The organism is Bradyrhizobium sp. USDA 4504 (assembly GCF_054063995.1).
In genome coordinates, this window is record NZ_JBSSGV010000001.1 from 2,193,158 (window position 1) to 2,214,758 (window position 21,601).

Below are 21,601 nucleotides of genomic sequence, written 5' to 3' on the forward strand. Positions count from 1 at the left end.
CCTATTTTAGGACCAGTTCGGAATCGTGATCGAGAAAGGTTGGCCGCGATGAAGCGGACCGGATTCGCCAAAGCGGAATGCCCGGTGGCGCGCGCGCTGGATGCGATCGGCGACTGGTGGTCGCTCCTGATCGTGCGCGACGCGTTCGACGGCCTGCGCCGGTTCGGCGACTTCCAGAAGAATCTCGGCATCGCCAAGGGCATGCTGACAACGCGGCTGCGCACGCTGATCGAGCTCGGCGTGCTCGAGCAGGTCGCAGCCTCCGACGGCAGCGCCTATCAGGAATATGTGCTGACGAAGCGGGGCCACGACCTGTTCCCGATCGTGGTCGGCTTGCGGCAATGGGGCGAGGCGCATCTCTTTGCGCGCGGCGAGCCGCATTCGGTGCTGCTCGACCAGGCAGGCCAGGCGGTCGGGCAGCTCGTGCTGCCGTCGAAGAGCGGCAAGCCGCTGGGCTGGGCGGACACGAAGGTGAGGAAGGTCGCTGCGCGGAGGCGGTGAGCGAAGGGCGAACTCTCTCCACGTCATTGCGAGGAGCGAAGCGACGAAGCAATCCATGTCTCGGCAAGCGGCGCGATGGATTGCTTCGCTACGCTCGCAATGACGGGGATGGAGCCGGGCCGTCGCCCTTCGAGACGCGCTACGCGCTCCTCCAGCGACAAAGGCGAAGCCTTTGCGCGGGGGTGACGGACGACGTGTGTTCAATCCACAATAAACAGCGTCGCACCCGTCTTCGTCGACGAACGATGTGCGGCGTCGCCGAAGTCGGAGACCTGGTAGCTCATGCCCGGCTTCAGCGTGAATCTGCGGCCGTCGCGCAGCTCGGTGTCGAGCTCGCCCGTGACGACGTAGAGCACATGGCCGCGATCGCACCAGTGATCGGCGAGGTAGCCGGGCGAATATTCGACCATCCGGACCCGCAGCTCGCCGATGTTGAGCGTGCGCCACAGCGCCTGTCCGGTCTCGCCGGGATGCACTGAAGGCTCGAGCTTGTTCCAGTCGGTGACGGTGAAGGGCAGGGTCGGGATTTTCATGCGCGTGGTTCCTGACGTTCTGTTCAACCTACGAGTCCTCTGCTGTCATTGCGAGGAGCGAAGCGACGAAGCAATCCATCGTTCCGCATATGCGGACAAAATGGATTGCTTCGCTTCGCTCGCAATGACGGCTGAGAAGCAGCCTTACCCCACCAGATGGTTCGCCGAGCCCTGCCGGATCTTCCCCTCGGCGTCGAGCCGCAAATACTCGCAGATCTTCTTGCCGCTTTCGTTCTGGTAGAACACGACGACGCTGTCGGGCGAGACATAGAGGTCGATCAGCTCGAAATGCAGCTCGGGCAATTTCGCCAGCGCCGTGCTCCAATAGGCCCGCAAGCTCACCTTGCCGCGCACGGTGCCTGACGCGCCGAAGCCGAGCGGCGGGATCCGGTCCGAGGTCATCTCGGCATCCTCGGCATACATCGCCAGCACACGCTCGAGGTCGCGCGCGTTCCAGGCGGCGATCCAGTCGCGGCCGAGCGCGGCAAGGCGGGGCGGGTCGTGAAAATCCGGCATTGGTTTCCTCCATGTGGCTTATGGCCAAATTAGGTCAATAATACTGACCTATACGGATTTGTCCATGCCCAAAGAAGAATGTGGGCGCCCCTTCGAGCGCGGTTGCGGGGGCGGGCGCCGTCGCGTATCTGCTTGCCATGACAGCCCAGCACACAGCCCAAGACACAGTTCAAGCGCCGTCGACGCCCTCCGTGGCCTCGGCGCATGACAAGATTCTGATTGTCGATTTCGGCAGCCAGGTGACGCAACTGATTGCCCGCCGCGTCCGCGAGATGGGCGTCTATTCCGAGATCGTGCCGTTCCAGAAGGCGGAGGCCGCCTTCAAGGAGATGAAGCCGAAGGCGGTGATCCTCTCTGGCGGTCCGGAATCGGTGCATGAGACCGGCTCGCCGCGCGCGCCGCAGCTGATCTTCGAGTCGGGCGTTCCAGTGCTCGGCATCTGCTACGGCCAGATGACCTTGGCGGCCCAGCTCGGCGGCGAGGTCGAGGGCGGGCACCACCGCGAGTTCGGCCGCGCCGATGTCGAGGTGAAGACCGACAGCCAGCTGTTCGACGGCATCTGGGGCCATGGCGAGAAGCACCAGGTGTGGATGAGCCATGGCGACCGCATCACCAAGATGCCTCCGGGCTTCTCCGTCGCCGGCACCTCGCCGAATGCGCCGTTCGCGATCATCCAGGATGAGACGCGTAAATATTACGGCCTGATGTTCCATCCCGAGGTGGTGCACACGCCCGACGGCGCCAAGCTGCTGCGCAACTTCGTGCGCAAGGTCGCGGGGCTGACCGGCGACTGGACCATGCGCGCCTTCCGCGAGGAGGCGATCGAGAAGATTCGCGCCCAGGTCGGCACGGGCAAGGTGATCTGCGGCCTGTCCGGCGGCGTCGATTCCGCCGTGGCGGCGGTCTTGATCCACGAGGCGATCGGCGACCAGCTCACCTGCGTGTTCGTCGATCACGGCCTGCTGCGGCTCGACGAGGCCAAGACCGTCGTCGACCTGTTCCGCAACCACTACAACATCCCGTTGGTCCATGTGGACGCGTCGAAGCAGTTTCTGGGCGAGCTCGAAGGCGTCACCGACCCTGAGGTGAAGCGCAAGACCATCGGGCGCCTGTTCATCGACGTGTTCGAGGCCGAAGCCAAGAAGATCGGCGGCGCCGAATTCCTGGCCCAGGGCACGCTCTATCCTGATGTGATCGAGAGCGTCTCCTTCACCGGCGGCCCGTCGGTGACCATCAAGTCGCACCACAATGTCGGCGGCCTTCCGGCGCGCATGAACATGAAGCTGGTCGAGCCGCTGCGCGAATTGTTCAAGGACGAGGTGCGCGTGCTCGGCCGCGAGCTCGGCCTGCCCGAAGTGTTCGTCGGCCGCCACCCGTTCCCGGGCCCCGGCCTCGCCATCCGCTGCCCCGGCGACATCACCCGGGAAAAGCTCGACATCCTGCGCAACGCCGATGCGGTCTATATCGACCAGATCCGCAAGCACGGCCTCTATGATGCGATCTGGCAGGCCTTTGCGGTGCTGCTGCCGGTCAAGACCGTCGGCGTGATGGGCGACGGCCGCACCTACGAATACGTCGTCGGCCTGCGCGCCGTCACCTCGACCGACGGCATGACCGCCGACTTCTACCAGTTCGACATGAAATTCCTGGCCGAGACCGCGACGCGCATCATCAACGAGGTGAAGGGTGTGAATCGGGTGGTGTACGACGTGACGTCTAAGCCGCCGGGGACGATTGAGTGGGAGTAGGGCGGCCGGCTGCTATCGCGCAGTTTGGCGTAGTTTTGGTGAAGCTGTTCTCACTCCTCTCATATACGAGCGCTGGTCCGAGTTGTGGCCTCTACTTAACCCCGCTCGGTGTCTGAATTCCACCGCGTTTCCACGAACAGAGTATTGTGGCGCACTATAGCGTGCAGAGTGGCCGGAGCCTGCGAGGCGAAGCCTCAGTTTGAGGGATCGGCAGCAGTTGGAGCGAAGCGGACATCCGGGCCGACGGCAGCAACGGGCCAGAAGCATGTCGGTCATCAGTCTGGTGTCAATCACGGACCGGCGCTTCTACTTCGGCTCGAGGTGCAGCGATTGGGCCATTGCGCACTCATCGAAATGAAGCACGAACCTCATCGATAGTCAGCTTTGGGTTCTGCAGATGAGGAAAGTGCCCAATGCCGGGGAGGAGCGTGAGTTCTGCGTGGATACTTTCGGCGAACTCAAGGCCCATCTCTTTCTTGATGTAGAGGTCCTTCTCGCCCCGAACCACCTTCACCGGAGTCTTGAGCCTGGCCAGTCGCGATTCGAAGTGATCCTGGTCTCGCGTAAAGTGCGAGTAGTAGTGGGAGAAAGCGTCTGCTGTCGTCATCGCGCCCTGGCTCCTGCGCGGGACATGTCGTCCTTGAATTCTCGCGACACTTCGAATTGCGCTTCCTTGGGGCAAGCCTCTTGTGAAGGTGTTCTCAAGGATCTCGTCGCGATTCTGTTCAGGTTGGCGCGGACCTACCTCGCTCCACCGCGGTCATGAGCAACCGCATATCCGTCAAATCGAAGCACAATTCTTAATCTTCGGCGTCGCCGAAGTTTCCTATCGGAAATGACCAATTGTGGCGATCGGTAATGTGAGCGTAGCTTGCTAAGTGCGACGCCATGCTTGCCGATTTTGACTATAAAACAAGAGATTGGAGAATGGCGCCTTAGTGGTAAGCGCGATTTTCCGCGCACGTTGTCGGCCGCGATTTGACGGATGGCCTTCGTATCGGGGCGATGCTGAGCCGTTCAGGCAGTGGCCGCTTTGGGGAAGTTGAAGGGCAACAGGTCAGCGATATCGGCGTTGTCTGCGCGCTGAGGCAACTCGGTGAGCACATGGCGCAGCCATGTTAACGGCTCGACACGTGAGGCGCGGCAGGTCAGCATCAGGCTGTAGACGACGGCGCTGGCCCTGGCTCCGTCGACGGTGTCGCTGAACAGCCAGCTTTTTCGGCCAGTGGCAAAAACCCTGATGTCGCGCTCCAGAAGATTGTTGTCGATCGGCATCCTGCCATCTTCGGTGTAACGCGTCAGATAGTCCCATTGGTTCCGGGTGTAAGATACGGCGTCGCCAAGCTTGCTGTCCGGCAGGACCTTCGGGGCGATTTGATCGAGCCATTCCTTGAGGGCGTTCAGGACAGGAATGCTGTGTTGCTGGCGGAAGCGACGGATGCATTGATCCGGCGTTTCGTCTCTGTCCGGTTTCTCGTCCCGCGCCTGCCTTTCAACCCGGTAGAGCTGCTCGAAGAACCGCAGCGCCTGCTCGGGCGGCCCGCCGCCCTTCTTTCTCGCTTTGAGGGCGTCGACAAAACGCCGCCGGGAGTGGGCCATGCATCCAATGTGGGTGGCCCCTTCCAGCGTGCGCCACGCGCTATAGCCGTCACTCATCACGATGCCACGGTAATCGCCGAGGAAGACCTGCGGGTGGATTTGGCCGCGGCCCGGCTGATAATCCAGAAGAACGATCGGCTCGTGACTATCCTTGCCGCTGCGATACGCCCACATGTACGATGTGCTGGTGGCCGCTTTGTCCTTCTCCTTGAGGACCTGAACCGTCGTCTCGTCGCCATGGATGAGAGGCTGCGATCTGAGCCGCAGCTTCAGGGCGTCATAAATGCGATGCAGATGCTTCTCGCTCGAGCCGATCACCCAGTGGCCCAAAGCGCCGCGGCTGACAGGAACGCCTGCGCGTTCGAAGGCCTGCGCCAAGCGGTAGAGCGGCGTGCCGTCGACATATTTGTGAACCAGCGCGAACGCCAGCGTCGAGGCCGTGGCAACGCTGCCCGGCAACGGCTGCGTCGGCATCGGCGCGGTCACGACAGGGGCGTTGATCCCGGTGCGATCGCAATGGCGGCAGGCATATTTGAAGCGCACATTCTGTAAAACCTTCGCCTTCACCTCGATATGAAGTTGCTCGGTGACAGCCTCGCCCATGCGATGCATCTGGCCACGGCAGCAAGGACACGCCTTCTGATCGTCGGGCAGGTCATACTCGACGCGCTCGCGCGGCAGGTTTGCCGGCAGCGGCCTGCGGCCGCGCTTCTTTCCCGTCGTGCTTTCGACCGATGGCAGACCCGTGTCCGGAAGTTCGGCGGTATCGTTCGTTTCGCTGCCGGCGTCATCCTCATCGGCGGCCTGCTCGGCTTCATTGAAGAGACGGTCGACGTGCTTTTCGCTGCGCGGCGCAAAACGATGCAGGCGTGCCAGCGCCAGTTCTTCCTCCAGCTTGACGACGCGCTCCGTGAGCTGACGATTCTCCGCCTCCAGCGCGGCAATGCGCGCCAACAGCACCTCGACACTCGGATTGCCGGTTCGATTCATCGGATTCTTGAATCTGAACCGTTCCGACGCGTCAACCGCTCAACTCAAGAGCTCAGCCGGCAACCTGATATTGCCGCACCGGATGACGGACCATCGCATCGATATCGATGCCGTCGAGGATCCAGTGCAACTGCTCGGTCGTAAGCCGGACGACCGCCTCCTGGCGGCGCGGCCATCGGAACTTGTCCTCGGTCAGCCGCTTCAGGACCAGCACAAAGCCGGACCGGTCGAAGAACAGCAACTTCATCCGGTCGCAACGGCGATTGCAGAACGCAAAAACCGCCGGCACAAACGGATCGAGCGCCATCGTCTCCTGAACCAGAACCGCAAGGCTGTTGATGCCAGCTCGGAAGTCGATCGGCTCACGGTGCAGATAGACCTGCAGGTCACCGCCCAGTCTGAACATGGCCCAGGGCTCCAATGATCGCCGTCAATGCATCCACATCCCCGCATTCCAGCGCGAGCTTCACGCCATTCGGCAGCGACGCGCTCACTTTGGCCGGAGAACAAAAAGCTGGAGACCCCTTGGATTCCGACCCACCCACTTCAGCGCAAGTCGCCGGCAAATCCACCGCCGCCACACTGCCTTGCCGCGACAAACCCCGCTCGGCGGCCCCCTCAAGGTGAACCGGGATGAACGCCGAGGGTGACGACGACGGCGCCGACCTGGCCGCGGCGTCCTTCTTGATCCACTTCCGAAGCAGGTTCGCGTTGACCCCATGTTCGAGTGCAAGTCTCGAGACCGAAACGCCAGGCTCAAGGCAGGCCGCCACAAGACGCTCCTTCGATGTCGTCTCAAAGCGCCGGCGACCGTTCCGACCAACAAGCCTGACACGCAGTTTCTGACCATCGTCGCTCATCATGAGGTATCCACCTATTTAAGTGGACACCTCATGCATCAGAGCACTCAAAACCAAAAGGTGCGGGGAAATTCGCGCTTACCCTTAGTGAGAGCGACATTTTTTCGGAGCTATCACGCTATATGCACGCGGATGCCATGGGCCTACGCGAAGTCAAAAATGGGGACACGGCCTGGTCCGAGGAGTCGGGATGAGTGGTTATCTTTCGCCGCATGTTCTATTTGTCGCGCTGACGTTTTTCGTCGCCGGATTCGTCAAGGGCGTGGCGGGAATGGGTTTGCCGACCGTCTCTATGGGCGTCCTCAGCGCGATCATGCCGCCAGTCAGTGCAGCTTCTCTGCTGGTCATTCCATCCTTCGTCACAAACTTTTGGCAGTTGTTTACAGGGCCGAATTTTCTGGGCCTGATTAAAAGACTTTGGGTGATGATGCTCGGCATACTGGTTGGCACCCTTGCCGGCTCGTGGCTTTTGACGAGCGCCAATACCGTATACGCAAGTGTTGGATTGGGTGCCGCCCTGATTATCTTTGCAGTGCACGGCCTATTTGCGAAGCCACTGTCGGTTCCCACGCGCTTCGAACGTTCATTGTCGCCTGTCATCGGGTTGGCAACCGGACTAATCAACGGAGCAACCGGAGTTTTCACGCTTCCCGCCGTTCCTTATCTTCAGGCTCTCGGTCTTTCCAAAAACGATCTCATCCAGGCGCTCGGGCTGTCGTTCACGGTCTCAACAATTGCATTGGCGGCAGGCCTCGCCCGTGGCGGAGCTTTCCATCTTGGAAGTATTACCCTGTCAGTCCTTGCGATCATTCCTGCGTTGCTGGGGATGCACGTCGGAACAATGGTCCGTGGGCGCATAAGCGCGGCAACCTTTCGACGTTGGTTCCTGATCCTTATCGGTATTCTCGGTCTTGAACTCGCTGCTCACCCATTCCTCTTCTGAAGCAGATGACGATGTGCGAGCGTATGACATAGACAGCCACGCCTATTACCGCTCGATGCCAGCTCACACGAGGGGTTGCGGCGGCCATAGCGCTTAAGAGATCGCGACCTTCGGCTCCATAAGCTGCTGCGCAAGCAAGCCGGCGTGCGGTGTGAGCGCAGAGAAGTCACGCGCACAAAGATGAAGCTGCCTTAGCGCCCAGGAGTCTCGAAGGGGCACGATTGTCAAACCGAGGTGGCTTACATCTTTGGCGGAGGCTTCGGGCAAAATGGCGATCCCAACGCCGGACTCAATCATCATTGCGATGTTCTCAATGCGCCTGAGTTGAATGCGGTAGTAAATTTGCCGACCCAGGCGTGCGGCACGTTCTCCTAAATATGCTTCCAATGCAGCGTCGGCCACGCCAACGAACGGCTCATCAACGACATCTGCGAAAGCTATCGATTGGTGATCGCTGATGCGGTGCGTTTCGCTCACAACAGCGACGAGTTGGTCTTGCGCGATAACGTGAGTCTGCAACGCCGCCAGACCAGTGTGGTAAGCTACAATTCCCAGGTCAGCACGACCTTCCAGGATGGCCCGCGCAATCTCGGCGCTCGGTCGTTCATAGAGATCTATTGAAAGATCTGGATAAGCGACCAAGAAACGGCCGAGCCGAGGAGGAAGAAATGCGGCCAACCCGGCCGTGTTGGACAAGAGCCTGATGCGTCCTCTCAGGCCAGTGCCGTAGCTGCGCAACTCACCGCGCATCTGCTCTACCTGATCCAGTATCAACCGTGCATGGCGAACCAGAGCGTCACCGGCCGGCGTCGTAGTGACACCCCGCCTATTTCGCTCCAGGAGCTGGGCGCCAAGCGAAGACTCCATCCCGGAAATGCGTTCGCTCACGGAAGCGAGAGCCAGATTCATGCTCTCGGCTCCCTTGGTGAGGCTGCCCCGCTCCACCACGGTTAAGAACAACCGCATATCCGTCAGATCGAAGCGCAATTTCTCATCCTTCGGCTTGGCCGAACCAATCCATCGGAAATGGCCAATTGTAGCATCTGGTTGGCTTGCTTATCTTACCCCATAGGAGCCCATACTCGCCAAATTTCTCTGTTAATACAATTGGTTGAAGGTGTGGCGTCTTGGTGAAAGCTAGGTTGCCGGCCGCGACATCACGCCATATGCGCGTGGATGCCATCGGCTTGCGCGAAGCTTTCAAATGCCATTGCCAGTCCGAGTGAGTCAAAACAAGGAGATTCACGATGAAGGCGATCATTGTGACGGACCAAGCTGCGGGAACGGCCGGGATGAAGCTGGTGGAACGGCCGGAGCCGCAGGGGGCAGCGCTCGCCAGCCTATCGGGCGCTAATTACGGCGATGTCGTTGTTCAGGTCCATGCGTCGGGATTCACCGGAGATGAACTGGCATGGCCCTCGACCTGGATCGATCGTCTCGGCCGTGACCGGACGCCTTCGATCCCCGGCCACGAGCTGGCCGGAGTGGTCACCGCCCTCAGTTATGGAACAACGGGGCTATCGGTGGGACAGCGGGTGTTCGGCCTCACGGACTGGACTCGCGACGGCACGCTGGCGGAGTATGTGGTCGTCGAGGCCCGCAACCTCGCCGCGCTACCGGGGGACGTTGACTTCACGGTGGGCGCGGCCCTCGTGATGCCGGGCCTGACCGCGTGGCAGGGGCTGTTCGAGCACGGCCGCCTTTGTGCGGGGCAGAGCGTCCTTGTGCACGGTGCGGCTGGCGTGGTCGGTTCGATGGCAACCCAGCTCGCGCGTGAGGCCGGGGCATATGTGATCGGCACCGGACGCGCTGCCGGCCGCCAGACGGCTCTCGACTTCGGCGCGCAGGAGTTCGTCGACCTCGATAACGACGCTCTGGAAGATGTTGGCGGAGTCCATCTGGTTTTCGATGTCCTCGGCGGCGACATCGCGAAGCGGTCTGCAAGCGCGGTTCGAGCCGGGGGAACGCTGGTGACAATCGCAGGCCCGACAGAGGCGCGCCCCGCTGATGGCCGGACGATTGACTTCGTTGTCGAGGCCAACCGCGCCCAACTGAGCGAGATCGTCCAGCGAGTGCGGGACGGACGACTGCGAACGAACATTGGCACTGTCGCAACCCTCGACGATGCTGTCGCTGCCTTCAACCCGACCGAGCGACGGCCGGGGAAGACGATCATTCGCGTTCGTCCGTGAGGACTCGGGAAGGGAGGGCGATTCTTCACCTTCCCGCCTTTTCGCACGTGGAGATTAGTGAAGGTACTTCTCGTATGTCCCAAATCGACTGGCTAAGCCATCTCCTGCAAATGATGACGGTCACTGGCCAGGTGGAGGCCCGCTGCGTTTATGGCTCACCATGGCGTGTGGATTTCGCTCACTCCGCGGCACACGAAATTCCCTACCACGTTGTGCTAAAAGGCAGTGCCATTATTGAGGATCCGGAAACGGGGACGGCGAGGGAATTGCTGGCCGGGGATATTGTGTTGTTTCCTCACGGGTCGGCACACGCCTTGCACGATGGCAGCGGACGTATGCCGGGTCGAACCTACGAACGCCAAGTTTCCGCAGGATGGATGCTCAGGGAGAACGATGGCGGAGGAGAGCATCTGGACATGTTGTGCGGGCGATTTTTCATCGAACCGCCCCATGATCGGCTGATCCGCGATTATCTACCCAGGACTCTAATGGTACGCGCCATGGCCGGTCGTGGTGAAGCGGGCATCGGGGCAGCTTCGAACCACTTGGCCAGTCTGGTGAGCATGATGCGCATAGAGTCCGCTGGCGAAAGACCAGGAGGGCATGCAATCCTCAACGGACTGACGCTAACGCTGTTCACACTTGCACTGCGCGCGGCAAGTGAGTCTGAACAGGCGCCTGCAGGCCTATTGGCACTTGCCGGCCATTCACGATTGGCACCAGCCATTTCAGCCATGTTCGACAGTCCGGCGCGCCCCTGGAATCTTCAAGATCTGGCTGACTTGTGCAACATGTCTCGCGCAACCCTCGTGCGGCACTTTCAAGACGGGCTGGGCCGTTCTCCTATCGAACTCCTGACAGACATCCGCATGAGCATGGCCGCCAACGAACTGAAGAAGCCGGGAATGTCGACCGAGTTCGTGGCCGATGCAGTCGGGTATCAATCCGTGTCGGCATTCCGGCGTGTTTTCACCGACAAGGTGGGGATGGGGCCGGGGCAATGGCGTCGCTTGGCACGCGAGGGCGAGGACGCGTTCGCTCTCGGTGTACATCCTGGATAAAATACCCGAATATCGAGCTCAACTCGGCGAGAAAACGTCCGCCGTCCCGCGCCGCAATCGGGCGAATCGATCGTCTCGTTGTCTTGATACTTTTAGGTCTTTTATTGAGCAAACCTAGTCTCGAAATCGGTATCGGCTGAGCTTAAAGCGGCAGGTCTTAACTGCCTAACGAGAGAGCCAAACCATGAGCCGCATCGCTATCCCCGCCGTCGAGTCCGCGACCGGCGCCACTGCCGATATTTATGCGCGCGTGAAAAAACTTTCCGGTGGTCGCGTTCCCAATACGTACGCCGCATTGGGCCACCTTATACCGGCGTCTTTGGCCGCCGTGCTCGACGCCCAAGGTACATTGAACGCGGGCAACCTGAGCAGGCAAGAGCACGAAACCATCAAGCTGCTAATCAGTGAGAAGACCGGTTGCGACGTTTGCGTGGCTGCGCACAGCTTCGTCGGCAAACTGGCGGGTCTACCGGTCGACGCGCTGCATGCCATTCGCGCAGGGCAGCCCACGGGTGATGCCAAGCGTGATGCCTTGGTGCGCTTCGTATCCCACCTGCATGCCACGAGCGGCACGATCAGCGACGACGAGTTCAATGCCATCCGTGAGGCCGGCTACACCGACACCCAATTGGCGGAAATCTCGCTGACCATTGCACTCGGCATCTTCACCAATACCTTCAACCGTATCAACGGCACCGACGTCGACTTTCCGTCCGTCGAGTAAAACCGCCTCGCAGGGCGGATCAGGCATCGTTCATTCAAGTGTCTTCTGGCTGCTTATACGGGCGGTGAGTGAGAGCAATTCCGCATAGAGCGAAAGCACTCGTGTACCTCAATCTATCCCGTCATCCATAGAGATAATCGTGCCCAACGCAACCACCAAGATCAATGCCGTCATCGAATGTATCTTGAGTCGCCGCTCTAGCAAAGTCTACGATCCAGCCGCCACTCTGAGCGACGATCAGATTCGCGAGCTAGTGCGCATCGGTACGACCGCGCCCACGTCCTTCAACTTGCAGAATTGGCGTTTCATCGCCCTACGTACGCCTGAAGCCAAGGCACGCCTCAGTCCGATCGCTTGGAGCCAGCCGGCGATCATGGATGCAGCAGTCACCTTCATCGTCATTGACAGGTTGGCGGATGCGAACACTCTCCCACAGCGCCTGGCACCTGTCGTGGAAGCCGGGATCATGCCGGCACATATGGTGCCGGAGAGCGAACGCCGCGCACGCAGTCTTTATGACGACCAACCGCAGCGCCAGCGTGACGAAGCCATGCGGACCGCAACCTTTGGCGCAGCGGCGATGATCTATGCCGCTCACTCCTTTGGCCTGGGATCCACACCGATGATCGGTTTTGACGCCGACGCGGTGCACCGCCGAGTTTGGTCTCGGCGAAAACGAAGTGCCCGCCATGTTGTTGACCGTTGGACCGGAGCGAGCTGGGAACTGGCCGCAGAAGCCGCGTATGTCGGTGGCCGATGTGCTTGATCTTCTCTAACCATTTTTAAAAACAATTCCGAATGTCGCCAGGCACGCCAATGCTGTTCCAGCAGGCAGCGCCTCGCACCGTCCTGCTCCATTTACGAAAATCAGGTTGATCACTGTAACGGCAGAGGTGCGAACAGTGTGTCTGCAACTGCGCCATGCAACACGGGGGAGAGAGCGCATCGTCGGTTCGGAGAAAGATGAGCGTATCGAGCCTTTAATTGAGCCGAGTTCGTCTCGAACCACTTAGTGCGTGGCCGTATCTATACCTCTCCAACATGTCGATCAAAGGACCGCTATGACCACCGCCATCGCCGAAAACGCTCAAACTCGCAGTGTTAACGTAGATCTCGTCATAACCAATGAAGTCATCGAAACCATGCTGAGCCGCAGTGCTACGAAGTATTATGATCCTGAGGCTGTTCTGACTGACGAACAGATCACCGCCCTAGTGGAGATCGGGACCTCGGCGCCGACCTCGTTCAACTTCCAGAACTGGCGTTTCGTTGCCGTGCGTTCACCCGAGGCGAAGGAGCGGCTACGCCCGATCGCCTGGAACCAGGCGATTAGCTACGAAGCGGCGGTGACATTCATCATCATCGGCCAGCTCGCTGATGCGAGCACCGTACCCGCGGTCTTTGGCCCGATGGTGAAAGCGGGCTACATGCCGGCGGACCAGCTTCCTGAAGCGGAAAAGGGTGCCCGCGGTATTTACGACGATAACCCGCAGCAGCAACGAGACGAGGCGATGCGCAGCGCAACTTTCGGCGCGGCCGCGATCATTTACGCTGCCCGGTCGATGGGCTGGGGCTCGACCCCGATGATCGGTTTTGACCCCGCCGCGGCGAGAAAGGAATACAACCTCGCCAACAACGAGATCCCCGTGATGCTTCTCGCGGTCGGGCCGATGCGTGATGGGAATTGGCCGTCGAAGCCACGCCGGCCCGTGCTCGACGTCCTGAGCTTCCGTTGAACCCATAGCGGGGCGCACCAACACATACGGAGCTATCGATGTCCAGAATTACAACCCCTAAGCCGGAACACGTCCCGGCGGATTCGAAAACGACGCTCGATGCGTTCACCAAGACTATTGGATTCACCCCCAACATGCTGGCGTGCTTCGCGCAGAGCCCGGTTGCGTTCAACGCGTGGGCCGACCTAATCGGCTCCTTGAGCAAGACGCTTGACGTGAAGACCCGTGACAGCATCGGTCTCGCGGTCTCGGAGGTGAATGGCTGCAACTACTGCCTGACCGTGCACAGCTATACGGCCGAACACATGGCCAAGTTGCCGGCCAATGACATCATCCTTGCGCGCCAGGGTCATGCCTCCGATCCGAAGCGCGACGCCGCCCTCCAGTTCGCGCGCAAGGTCATCCAGTCGCGCGGACAGGTCAGCGACACCGACCTGAAGACCGTGCGCGATGCTGGCTACACGGATGCGAACATCATGGAGATCATCGCCCTGGTGGCCATGTACTCCCTGACGAACTTCTTCAACAACGTGTTCGATCCAGACAAAGACTTCCCTCCCGTAAGCCCGGCTGGGTCGATCTGAGCTAGCGAGCGTAATGTTCGAGTCTGGATGCGCCTCAAGAAAAGTCATTAGGAGCGCATCCAGGCGGGAGCAGTTAATTTTCCGGAGGAAATGTGCCCCAGGCCGATTGGCTGAGCCGGCTTCTGCAAATTATTACCGTCACCGGGCAGCTAGAGATTTGCTGCTCGTATGGTGCGCCGTGGCGTTTGGCCAAGTCTCAGTGTGCGGCACATGAGATTCCTTACCATATCGTGCTCAATGGCCGGACTGTAATCGAGTTTCTTGAGACGGATACTGAAACGGCCAAAGAACTGGTAGGCGGTGATATCATCCTGTTGCCTCATGGGTCGGCCTATGTGCTGCACGATGGCAGTGGAGCTCCAGCGGGGCCGACTGATGTTCGGCAAGGTTCTGGAGGGTGGGCCTTCAAAAAGAATAGTGGCCCGGGTGAGCGTCTAGACATGTTGTGCGGGCGATTTTTCATTGGAGCGCCCCATGATCGCCTGATTCGTAACTGCCTCCCCGCGAAGCTGGTAGTGCGGTCCATAGAGGGGCTTGCTGGGGACGATACTGGGTCAGCTTCGAACCATCTGGCCAATCTCGTGGCGCTGATGCGGATGGAGGCAACAAGCGACAAACCGGGAGGCGATGCCATCCTTCGCGGGCTTTCCTCGGTGCTGTTCACGCTGGTGTTACGTGCAGCGAGCGAATCTGAGTCAGCTCCAGAAGGACTGCTGGCGCTGACGAGTTATTCGCGACTTGCACCGGCTATTGCAGGAATGTTCGGTGATCCGACGCGACACTGGAATCTGATCGATCTCGCTGACTTGTGCGGCATGTCGCGGGCTACCTTCGCGCGTCATTTTCAGGACAAGCTGGGGCGTTCGGCCGCCGATCTGTTGACGGATATCCGGATGAGCTTGGCCGCCAACGAGCTGAAGAAGCCGACGATCAGCATCGAGGTCGTGGCCGAATCGGTCGGGTATCAGTCTGTGGCGGCGTTCCGGCGCGTGTTCATCGACCGAACGGGGACGACACCAGCGCAGTGGCGCCGTTTGGCCCGCGAGAGAGCGAGCAAATAAGTTCGCGTTCGCTGTGCCAATCGGATCAGTCGTCCGGGGGAAGATGAATTGCCCGCGGTCGGATGTTGGGAAGCTGAAGCGCTGGGGCACTCGTTTGGTCGATCTCGGCAAGGATCTCGGCATGAAAGTGTCGACCGCAGAAATCGTCCACCTGCTGGCGAAAATATTCGGTGCCTGATGGGCAACTTCACCGACATCCTCGCTCGTATAGGAAAGCTCTCGACCAGCATTACGAAGCAGCGTCCCTTTCTGGTATTCCGCCAGACCCTCTCCGCCGACCGCTTTGGCCGAACATCGCGAACGCGGTCCTCTTTCTCGCATGCAATCCCTTCTCGACCGGTTCGACCGTCGTCGTCGATGGGGGAGCCACCGTCGCGGCGTGAGCGGCTGCCGGATTGTTGGACCGCTTCGATACGCGCGGCTATCATCGAAGAAAGACCAGATGTTCGCCTATTGAACAAGATAATCGGGAGGTTTGAATGGTCCGCAGGTCGACGGTGCTCGCGATACTCGGTGCTGGAATTCTGTTCGCAGCCGCAGCACCCGCTACAGCACAGCCGGCGGACGTCAATTCGCCCGATCTCGTTCTCGTCAACGGAAGGGTCCTGACCCTTGACGAGCAATCCAGCGTGACCGAAGCGATCGCCGTCCGGGACGGAAAGATTCTCGCGGTCGGAAGCAGCGCGTCCATGCGGGCGCTCGCCGGAGCGCGCACGCAGGTGCTTGATGTATCCGGCAAGACCGTCGTTCCCGGATTGATCGATACGCATGCGCACTTCAAGGCGGCTGGACTTGGCGACTATGTCGTCGTCATGGGCCGGGCGAAGACGGTCGCGGAAGCGCTCGAGGCAATCAAGGCCTTCGTCGCCAAGAAGAAGCCGGGCGAGTGGATCGTTGGGGGAGCGTGGCACCCGCCGTCACAACTCGCCGAGAAGCGCTACCTGACGAGACAGGAGATCGACAGCGTCGCTCCGAACAATCCGGTCTACTTGCGCACCGTCGGGCATTTCTCGATGGCGAACACGATGGCGTTGCAGAAGGCAGGCATCGATAAGACCACCGCAAACCCGGACGGTGGCTTTTTCGAGCGCGACGCGGCCGGCGAACTGATCGGCGTCCTCGTCGAGACCGCGATCGACCGGGTCGAGAAGGCCGTTCCGCCGTGGACCGAAGAGGATGAAATCAGGCAGTTCACACTTGCGGAAGGCGCGCTGAACAGTTTTGGGATCACGAGCGCGGTCGAAGGCGCCACGGAAGCGCGCGACGTCCGTACGCTGCAGAAGCTCGCGGCGTCCGGACAAGCGACGCTGCGGACGGGATTGATGTACAGACCTGAGCCGCCCGCCGATCTAGGCGCCTGGGAAGCGATCATGTCGGCTAATGGCGCTTCGTCCGGCTTCGGCGACGACTGGGTCAGGTTTGCCGGCATCAAGATCTTCTACGATGGCGGCATGACCTTGAAGACGGCGTTGATGCGCGACGTCTATCCGGATTCGCACGACAACTACCACGGCATCGCCCAGCAGACCCCCGAGCGGCTCACGCAACTCGTCTCAATCTGCAATCGCTACGGCTGGCGTGTTGGCGTGCACGTCGTAGGTGATCTCGGCATCGACCAGGTGCTCGACGCCTTCGAGGCGGCCGACAAGGAACGGTCCATAAGCGGCCGTCGTTTTGTTCTCATCCACGCGAGCCTGATCAGACCTGAGCAGATGGAGCGCGCCCACAAGTTGGGGGTCAGGGTCGATTTCCAGAACGTCTTCATGTGGGACAAGGCTGCGACCGTCGAGCGCTTCCTGGGGCGGCCAACAGCCGATCGCGCCGTGCCGACAAAGACCTTGATCGAGAAGATGGGGCTGGACAATCTCGGTGCCGGAACCGACTTCCCGGTCAACCCGATCAACCCGTTCCTCAACATGTACATCATGGTGACGCGGAAGGATCCGAACGGAAGCGTCTACGGTGCGCCGGAAGCTATCAGTCGCGAACAGGCACTCCGCCTCTACACGTCGGCAGCTTCCCGCTACATGTTCGACGAGGCACGCAAGGGTACGATCCAGCCGGGCAAGCTTGCCGACCTCTCGGTCCTTTCCGCGGACTACATGGCCATTCCGGAAGAGCAAATTAAAGACATCAAGGCGGACATCACGCTTGTCGGCGGCAAAATCGTCTTTCAACGTTGACTCGAAGGAGAGGACTAACGCCGAAGCGCGCACTATCGACGTCGCCAGTTCGTCGACGCCGGGCGCCTAGGCCGGAGCACGGCAGTCCGGGGAGCGGAGGAATGCTCCTGACATCTGACGGTATTTTAAGATTTGTGTCAGTGCGGGCACTGTCAGTGTTGGTTGCGCATGCGGCGCGCCATCCAATCGATAGACTCCGATAGGTAGCGGAATTGCCTGCATTCCATGAGGAGCAATTTTTCTTGTGGATTCAAGACCAAAAAAATACGGCGGGTATGCCGTCGGCGTTTGTCCGTCAGATCGAGAAAATTGTGCTTACAGCTCAACGACGTGCCGTCGTTCAAAATGATAGAGTGGGAGCAGGCGATCGGCTGCAATCGCGCAACGTCGCGTGGCTTCTTGTGAGACGGTTTTTGCCTGTTTTCGTTCTGAGCTGTGTACGTTGATCTAACTCGATCGAGCTCCGCAATTCCATCGCGCATCCATGACCAGAGTGTTGTTGCGCGTCGCAGCGTACAAATGGGCCAGAGAGGCACTGAGCTGCCACAGAGCTCGGCGGGGGCTCTTTCCACATTGACAAGCCGTTGCGCGGTGTTTAAGCAGGACGACGTGCGAGGACGCGCACGAAAAATTCCAACGACGTAGCTGGGCATCTGGTCTTGGCGCGTCGTTTTTTGCGTTTTTAGGAACAATCTATAGTCCCAAGCTGGTGCTCTGCTCGAAGATTCGGAGCGGGACACCATGAGACACGCTTGTTTGGCTATCTATCTTTCTGCAGCGGTTGTGCTACTGGCCGGTGAGCCGGCAAAGGCCCAGACCAGGATCGGCGCCATTTTCGACCTGACCGGCGGCCTGAACATCTACGGCATTCAGCAGAACAACGCGCTGAGACTGGCCGTCGATAACATCAATGCAAAAGGCGGTGTGCTCGGGAAGCCGATCGAGGTTGTCGGCTACGACGCGCAGTCGGAGCTGAGCAAATACACCCAGTATGCGAATACGGCGGTCCTGCGGGATCGTGTGAGCGCGCTGTTCGCCGGTCTCACCAGCTCGTCACGCGAGGCGATCCGGCCAATCGTCCGCAAGGCCAATATCCCTTACTTCTACGGATCGCTCTACGAAGGTGGCGCCTGCGACAAGCAGACCTTCGTCACGGGACCGTCCGCCTCGCAGCAATTGTCGGTACTCATCGACTGGGCGGTGAAGAAATACGGCAAGCGGATCTACATCATGGCGCCCGACTACAATTTCGGGACGATCTCGGCGCACTGGGTCAGGGAATATGCGAAGAACGCCGGTGCGGAGGTTGTGGGCGAGGACTTCCTGGCGCTGACGGTCACCGACTACGCGCCGACCGTCCAGAAGATCCAGTCTGCCAGGCCGGACTTCGTCGTGGCGCTGCCGGTCGGTGCCAACCAGACCGGCTTCCTCGAGCAGTTCGCCGCCGCCGGCCTCAAGGACAGGATCGGCGTCGTCTCGACCAACTACGGCTCCGGCAACCAGCAGGTCGTGGTGTCACCGGCGGCCGGCAAGGGGCTCGTCGCGGACCAGGGCTACTTCCAGGTCGTCGACAATCCGGTCAATGCCGAGTTCGTCAAGCTGTGGACTGCGAAGTACGGCAGCGACACGCCGATCATCTCGGAAGCGGTCGACATCTGGAATGCCGTGCATTTGTGGGCGGCGGCGGTCAACAAGGCAGGAGTGGCCCAGACAGCTCCGGTTATCGCCGCCCTCGAAAGCGGGCTGAGCTTCGAGGCACCGAACGGTACCGTGAAGCTCGAGCCGAAGTCGCACCATCTGCGCCAGAACATCTACATCGTCGAAGGCGACGACAGGCATGGCTTCAAGGTCGTCGAGACGTTCAAGGACGTCGCGCCAGCCTACGAGAACGAGAAGTGCGACCTGGTCGCAAACCCCACGCTCGCCCAGCATTTTGCACCGGAGAACAAGTAGGCGCCGAGGAGGGCGCGCCCATCAACGCGCGCCCTTACGGGCCTGTCTGACGACAGACTTGTACTAGTTCGGTAATAAGACTAGACACCGGCTGCGGCATGTGGTTCGATGATAGAACCATATAAGATATTAGGGAGGAAGCTAAATGTTATCCCGCATCAATCTCTTCGTTTCGAACGGGCGTGCTTTGCGCAGCAAAACGGGCAAGGACATCAGTCGGAGCTCGTGGACAAGGCTACTGCGCCTTGGCGCATTGGTGGCTGTCACGTTTTGTCTTGCGGGGAAGCCAGTGCGCGCCGAAGGCGGCATCAGGATCGGCGCTATTTTCGACCTGACCGGCGGCCTGAACATCTACGGCATTCAGCAGAACAACGCGCTGAAACTGGCCGTTGATACCATTAATGCAAAGGGCGGCGTGCTCGGGAAGCCGATCGAGGTTGTCGGCTACGACGCGCAGTCGGAGCTGAGCAAATACACCCAGTATGCGAATACGGCGGTCCTGCGGGATCGTGTGAGCGCGCTGTTCGCCGGTCTCACCAGCTCGTCACGAGAGGCGATCCGGCCAATCGTCCGCAAGGCCAACATCCCTTACTTCTACGGATCGCTCTACGAAGGCGGTGCCTGCGACAAGCAGACCTTCGTCACGGGACCGTCCGCCTCGCAGCAATTGTCGGTACTCATCGACTGGGCGGTGAAGAAATACGGCAAGCGGATCTACATCATGGCGCCCGACTACAATTTCGGGACGATCTCGGCGCACTGGGTCAGGGAATATGCGAAGAAGGCCGGTGCGGAGGTTGTGGGCGAGGACTTCCTGGCGCTGACGGTCACCGACTACGCGCCGACCGTCCAGAAGATCCAGTCTGCCAGGCCGGACTTCGTCGTGGCGCTGCCGGTCGGTGCCAACCAGACCGGCTTCCTCGAGCAGTTCGCCGCCGCCGGCCTCAAGGACAGGATCGGCGTCGTCTCGACCAACTACGGCTCCGGCAACCAGCAGGTCGTGGTGTCACCGGCGGCCGGCAAGGGGCTCGTCGCGGACCAGGGCTACTTCCAGGTCGTCGACAATCCGGTCAATGCCGAGTTCGTCAAGCTGTGGACTGCGAAGTACGGCAGCGACACGCCGATCATCTCGGAAGCGGTCGACATCTGGAATGCCGTGCATTTGTGGGCGGCGGCGGTCAACAAGGCAGGAGTGGCCCAGACAGCTCCGGTTATCGCCGCCCTCGAAAGCGGGCTGAGCTTCGAGGCACCGAACGGTACCGTGAAGCTCGAGCCGAAGTCGCACCATCTGCGCCAGAACATCTACATCGTCGAAGGCGACGACAGGCATGGCTTCAAGGTCGTCGAGACGTTCAAGGACGTCGCGCCAGCCTACGAGAACGAGAAGTGCGACCTGGTCGCAAACCCCACGCTCGCCCAGCATTTTGCACCGGAGAGCAAGTAGGCACCGAGGAGGGCGCGCGCCATCAACGCGCGCCCCGCCGTTGGAGGAAGGGTTGATGATGGAACTGGATTATCTGGCAACCGTGTTGCTGTCCTCGTTGTCGAGCGCGTCGATCCTGTTGATTGCGACAATTGGCCTTGCGGTCGTATTCGGTCTGATGGGCGTTATCAATCTTGCGCACGGTGAGTTTTTGATGATCGGGGCCTATGCAGCCCTGACGGCCACCCGATACGGTGTGCCATTCATCTTCGCAATCCCGATTGCCGTTCTTGTCACCATGGCCATTGGTGCGGCTGTCGAGGTTCTGATCATCCGCCGTCTCTACGGCCGCCTGTTTGACACGATGCTGGCGACCTGGGGGCTCAGTATTGCGTTCTATCAGCTCGCGGTCACGATCTTCGGTACGGTTACGCCTGGCATCGGCATGCCGCAGTTCAACCTGAAGATCGGCAATTACAGTCTCGCTGGCTATCCGATTTTGATGATCGGCGTCGCCGTGCTCGCGACACTTTTCGTCTACGTCCTCATGACACGTACTGTGTACGGGATGAAGGCGCGTGCCGCGATCCAGATGCCGGAGATGGCGCGGGCAATCGGCATCGAGTCGTACCGTGTCAATACGCTCACGTTTGCGATCGGATGCGGTCTCGCGGGGTTTGCCGGGGCTGTTCTGTTACCTATCGTGCCGGCAACCCCATCCATGGGCTTCGCTTTCGTCATCAAGGCGTTTCTTGCCGTCGTGGTCGCAGGGCCGGTGACGCTCACGGGCAGCGCGCTGACAGCGATCGGTCTCGGCGGTGGCGCATCCGTAACGGCGAGCTTTTTGACTTCGGTCGCGGGCGACGCCTTCTTCTTTCTGATTACCGCATTTCTCCTCTGGCTTTATCCGCTCGGGATTACGGCCAAATGGCGCAGCAAGATGTGAGACGAGCCATGAGTCTGTCTTTAAAGGATCCGCGTGTTTCGACACTGA

At 60.3% G+C, this 21,601-nt stretch carries 20 protein-coding genes and 1 pseudogene; 14 read left to right on the top strand and 7 right to left on the bottom strand.

What is annotated here, in order from left to right:
* Positions 1–48: 48 nt before the first annotated feature.
* Positions 49–501, top strand: a complete 453-nt coding sequence (locus ACVMB1_RS09655) for a winged helix-turn-helix transcriptional regulator (RefSeq protein WP_076826623.1) — start codon at positions 49–51, stop codon at positions 499–501.
* Between the two features lie 200 nt (positions 502–701).
* Here ACVMB1_RS09655 and ACVMB1_RS09660 read toward each other — a convergent pair whose 3' ends face one another.
* Positions 702–1,034, bottom strand: coding sequence for a DHCW motif cupin fold protein (locus tag ACVMB1_RS09660; protein WP_076826624.1), 333 nt, complete (start codon positions 1,032–1,034; stop codon positions 702–704).
* 144 nt (positions 1,035–1,178) lie between these two features.
* Positions 1,179–1,550 (bottom strand): nuclear transport factor 2 family protein, encoded by a 372-nt coding sequence (locus tag ACVMB1_RS09665; protein ID WP_076826626.1) that lies wholly within the window; start codon positions 1,548–1,550, stop codon positions 1,179–1,181.
* Between the two features lie 137 nt (positions 1,551–1,687).
* Here ACVMB1_RS09665 and guaA point away from each other — a divergent pair, with 137 nt between their 5' ends.
* Entirely contained in the window at positions 1,688–3,298 is a 1,611-nt protein-coding gene (gene guaA, locus ACVMB1_RS09670; RefSeq protein WP_076826747.1) for a glutamine-hydrolyzing GMP synthase, read from the top strand.
* Between the two features lie 346 nt (positions 3,299–3,644).
* Here guaA and ACVMB1_RS09675 read toward each other — a convergent pair whose 3' ends face one another.
* The 4 genes from ACVMB1_RS09675 to tnpA form a co-directional block, all read right to left on the bottom strand.
* Positions 3,645–3,905, bottom strand: a complete 261-nt coding sequence (locus ACVMB1_RS09675; RefSeq protein ID WP_194295337.1) for an alpha/beta fold hydrolase — start codon at positions 3,903–3,905, stop codon at positions 3,645–3,647.
* A gap of 410 nt (positions 3,906–4,315) precedes the next feature.
* On the bottom strand, positions 4,316–5,887 hold the full coding sequence (gene tnpC, locus ACVMB1_RS09680; protein WP_456783894.1) for an IS66 family transposase: 1,572 nt from the start codon (positions 5,885–5,887) through the stop codon (positions 4,316–4,318).
* Positions 5,888–5,939: 52 nt separating this feature from the next.
* Complete coding sequence (gene tnpB / locus ACVMB1_RS09685) at positions 5,940–6,293, bottom strand: IS66 family insertion sequence element accessory protein TnpB (RefSeq protein ID WP_076834308.1); 354 nt, start codon at positions 6,291–6,293, stop codon at positions 5,940–5,942.
* Positions 6,274–6,747 carry an IS66-like element accessory protein TnpA gene (gene tnpA, locus ACVMB1_RS09690; protein ID WP_076834346.1) on the bottom strand — a complete coding sequence of 158 codons (474 nt, stop codon included), beginning with the start codon at positions 6,745–6,747 and terminating at the stop codon, positions 6,274–6,276. The genes tnpB and tnpA overlap by 20 nt, the downstream gene beginning before the upstream one ends.
* Before the next feature lie 190 nt (positions 6,748–6,937).
* Here tnpA and ACVMB1_RS09695 point away from each other — a divergent pair, with 190 nt between their 5' ends.
* Positions 6,938–7,690 carry a sulfite exporter TauE/SafE family protein gene (locus tag ACVMB1_RS09695; protein WP_076826628.1) on the top strand — a complete coding sequence of 251 codons (753 nt, stop codon included), beginning with the start codon at positions 6,938–6,940 and terminating at the stop codon, positions 7,688–7,690.
* 93 nt (positions 7,691–7,783) lie between these two features.
* Here ACVMB1_RS09695 and ACVMB1_RS09700 read toward each other — a convergent pair whose 3' ends face one another.
* The gene (locus ACVMB1_RS09700) at positions 7,784–8,677 is read right to left on the bottom strand and encodes a LysR substrate-binding domain-containing protein (protein WP_141339943.1); all 894 of its coding nucleotides are present in this window, start codon (positions 8,675–8,677) and stop codon (positions 7,784–7,786) included.
* Between the two features lie 260 nt (positions 8,678–8,937).
* Here ACVMB1_RS09700 and ACVMB1_RS09705 point away from each other — a divergent pair, with 260 nt between their 5' ends.
* From ACVMB1_RS09705 to ACVMB1_RS09755, 11 genes and pseudogenes are all read left to right on the top strand, one after another.
* Positions 8,938–9,882 carry an NADP-dependent oxidoreductase gene (locus ACVMB1_RS09705; protein WP_076826631.1) on the top strand — a complete coding sequence of 315 codons (945 nt, stop codon included), beginning with the start codon at positions 8,938–8,940 and terminating at the stop codon, positions 9,880–9,882.
* A gap of 74 nt (positions 9,883–9,956) precedes the next feature.
* Positions 9,957–10,943 (top strand): AraC family transcriptional regulator, encoded by a 987-nt coding sequence (locus ACVMB1_RS09710; RefSeq protein ID WP_076826633.1) that lies wholly within the window; start codon positions 9,957–9,959, stop codon positions 10,941–10,943.
* Positions 10,944–11,127: 184 nt separating this feature from the next.
* Complete coding sequence (locus tag ACVMB1_RS09715; RefSeq protein ID WP_076826635.1) at positions 11,128–11,667, top strand: carboxymuconolactone decarboxylase family protein; 540 nt, start codon at positions 11,128–11,130, stop codon at positions 11,665–11,667.
* Between the two features lie 127 nt (positions 11,668–11,794).
* Positions 11,795–12,443 (top strand): annotated as a pseudogene (locus ACVMB1_RS09720) (nitroreductase family protein).
* Between the two features lie 285 nt (positions 12,444–12,728).
* On the top strand, positions 12,729–13,403 hold the full coding sequence (locus ACVMB1_RS09725; RefSeq protein WP_076826637.1) for a nitroreductase family protein: 675 nt from the start codon (positions 12,729–12,731) through the stop codon (positions 13,401–13,403).
* A gap of 38 nt (positions 13,404–13,441) precedes the next feature.
* Positions 13,442–13,987: a carboxymuconolactone decarboxylase family protein gene (locus ACVMB1_RS09730; protein ID WP_076826639.1), complete on the top strand. Its 546-nt coding sequence runs from the start codon at positions 13,442–13,444 to the stop codon at positions 13,985–13,987.
* Between the two features lie 92 nt (positions 13,988–14,079).
* A complete protein-coding gene (locus tag ACVMB1_RS09735) occupies positions 14,080–15,048 on the top strand; it encodes an AraC family transcriptional regulator (RefSeq protein WP_076826641.1) in 969 nt (322 codons plus the stop codon).
* Between the two features lie 479 nt (positions 15,049–15,527).
* Positions 15,528–17,231, top strand: a complete 1,704-nt coding sequence (locus ACVMB1_RS09740) for an amidohydrolase (RefSeq protein ID WP_141339942.1) — start codon at positions 15,528–15,530, stop codon at positions 17,229–17,231.
* A gap of 756 nt (positions 17,232–17,987) precedes the next feature.
* Positions 17,988–19,184: an urea ABC transporter substrate-binding protein gene (locus ACVMB1_RS09745; protein WP_200844640.1), complete on the top strand. Its 1,197-nt coding sequence runs from the start codon at positions 17,988–17,990 to the stop codon at positions 19,182–19,184.
* Positions 19,185–19,473: 289 nt separating this feature from the next.
* On the top strand, positions 19,474–20,628 hold the full coding sequence (locus tag ACVMB1_RS09750) for an urea ABC transporter substrate-binding protein (protein ID WP_200844639.1): 1,155 nt from the start codon (positions 19,474–19,476) through the stop codon (positions 20,626–20,628).
* 55 nt (positions 20,629–20,683) lie between these two features.
* Complete coding sequence (locus ACVMB1_RS09755) at positions 20,684–21,553, top strand: ABC transporter permease subunit (protein ID WP_200844638.1); 870 nt, start codon at positions 20,684–20,686, stop codon at positions 21,551–21,553.
* Positions 21,554–21,601: the final 48 nt, after the last annotated feature.

Bases quoted from the DNA above. Each gene is read 5' to 3' on its own strand.
- ACVMB1_RS09655 (WP_076826623.1), top strand. From the start codon at position 49: ATGAAGCGGACCGGATTCGCCAAAGCGGAATGCCCGGTGGCGCGCGCG.
- ACVMB1_RS09660 (WP_076826624.1), bottom strand. From the start codon at position 1,034: ATGAAAATCCCGACCCTGCCCTTCACCGTCACCGACTGGAACAAGCTC.
- ACVMB1_RS09665 (WP_076826626.1), bottom strand. From the start codon at position 1,550: ATGCCGGATTTTCACGACCCGCCCCGCCTTGCCGCGCTCGGCCGCGAC.
- guaA (WP_076826747.1), top strand. From the start codon at position 1,688: ATGACAGCCCAGCACACAGCCCAAGACACAGTTCAAGCGCCGTCGACG.
- ACVMB1_RS09675 (WP_194295337.1), bottom strand. From the start codon at position 3,905: ATGACGACAGCAGACGCTTTCTCCCACTACTACTCGCACTTTACGCGA.
- tnpC (WP_456783894.1), bottom strand. From the start codon at position 5,887: ATGAATCGAACCGGCAATCCGAGTGTCGAGGTGCTGTTGGCGCGCATT.
- tnpB (WP_076834308.1), bottom strand. From the start codon at position 6,293: ATGTTCAGACTGGGCGGTGACCTGCAGGTCTATCTGCACCGTGAGCCG.
- tnpA (WP_076834346.1), bottom strand. From the start codon at position 6,747: ATGAGCGACGATGGTCAGAAACTGCGTGTCAGGCTTGTTGGTCGGAAC.
- ACVMB1_RS09695 (WP_076826628.1), top strand. From the start codon at position 6,938: ATGAGTGGTTATCTTTCGCCGCATGTTCTATTTGTCGCGCTGACGTTT.
- ACVMB1_RS09705 (WP_076826631.1), top strand. From the start codon at position 8,938: ATGAAGGCGATCATTGTGACGGACCAAGCTGCGGGAACGGCCGGGATG.
- ACVMB1_RS09710 (WP_076826633.1), top strand. From the start codon at position 9,957: ATGTCCCAAATCGACTGGCTAAGCCATCTCCTGCAAATGATGACGGTC.
- ACVMB1_RS09715 (WP_076826635.1), top strand. From the start codon at position 11,128: ATGAGCCGCATCGCTATCCCCGCCGTCGAGTCCGCGACCGGCGCCACT.
- ACVMB1_RS09725 (WP_076826637.1), top strand. From the start codon at position 12,729: ATGACCACCGCCATCGCCGAAAACGCTCAAACTCGCAGTGTTAACGTA.
- ACVMB1_RS09730 (WP_076826639.1), top strand. From the start codon at position 13,442: ATGTCCAGAATTACAACCCCTAAGCCGGAACACGTCCCGGCGGATTCG.
- ACVMB1_RS09740 (WP_141339942.1), top strand. From the start codon at position 15,528: ATGGTCCGCAGGTCGACGGTGCTCGCGATACTCGGTGCTGGAATTCTG.
- ACVMB1_RS09755 (WP_200844638.1), top strand. From the start codon at position 20,684: ATGATGGAACTGGATTATCTGGCAACCGTGTTGCTGTCCTCGTTGTCG.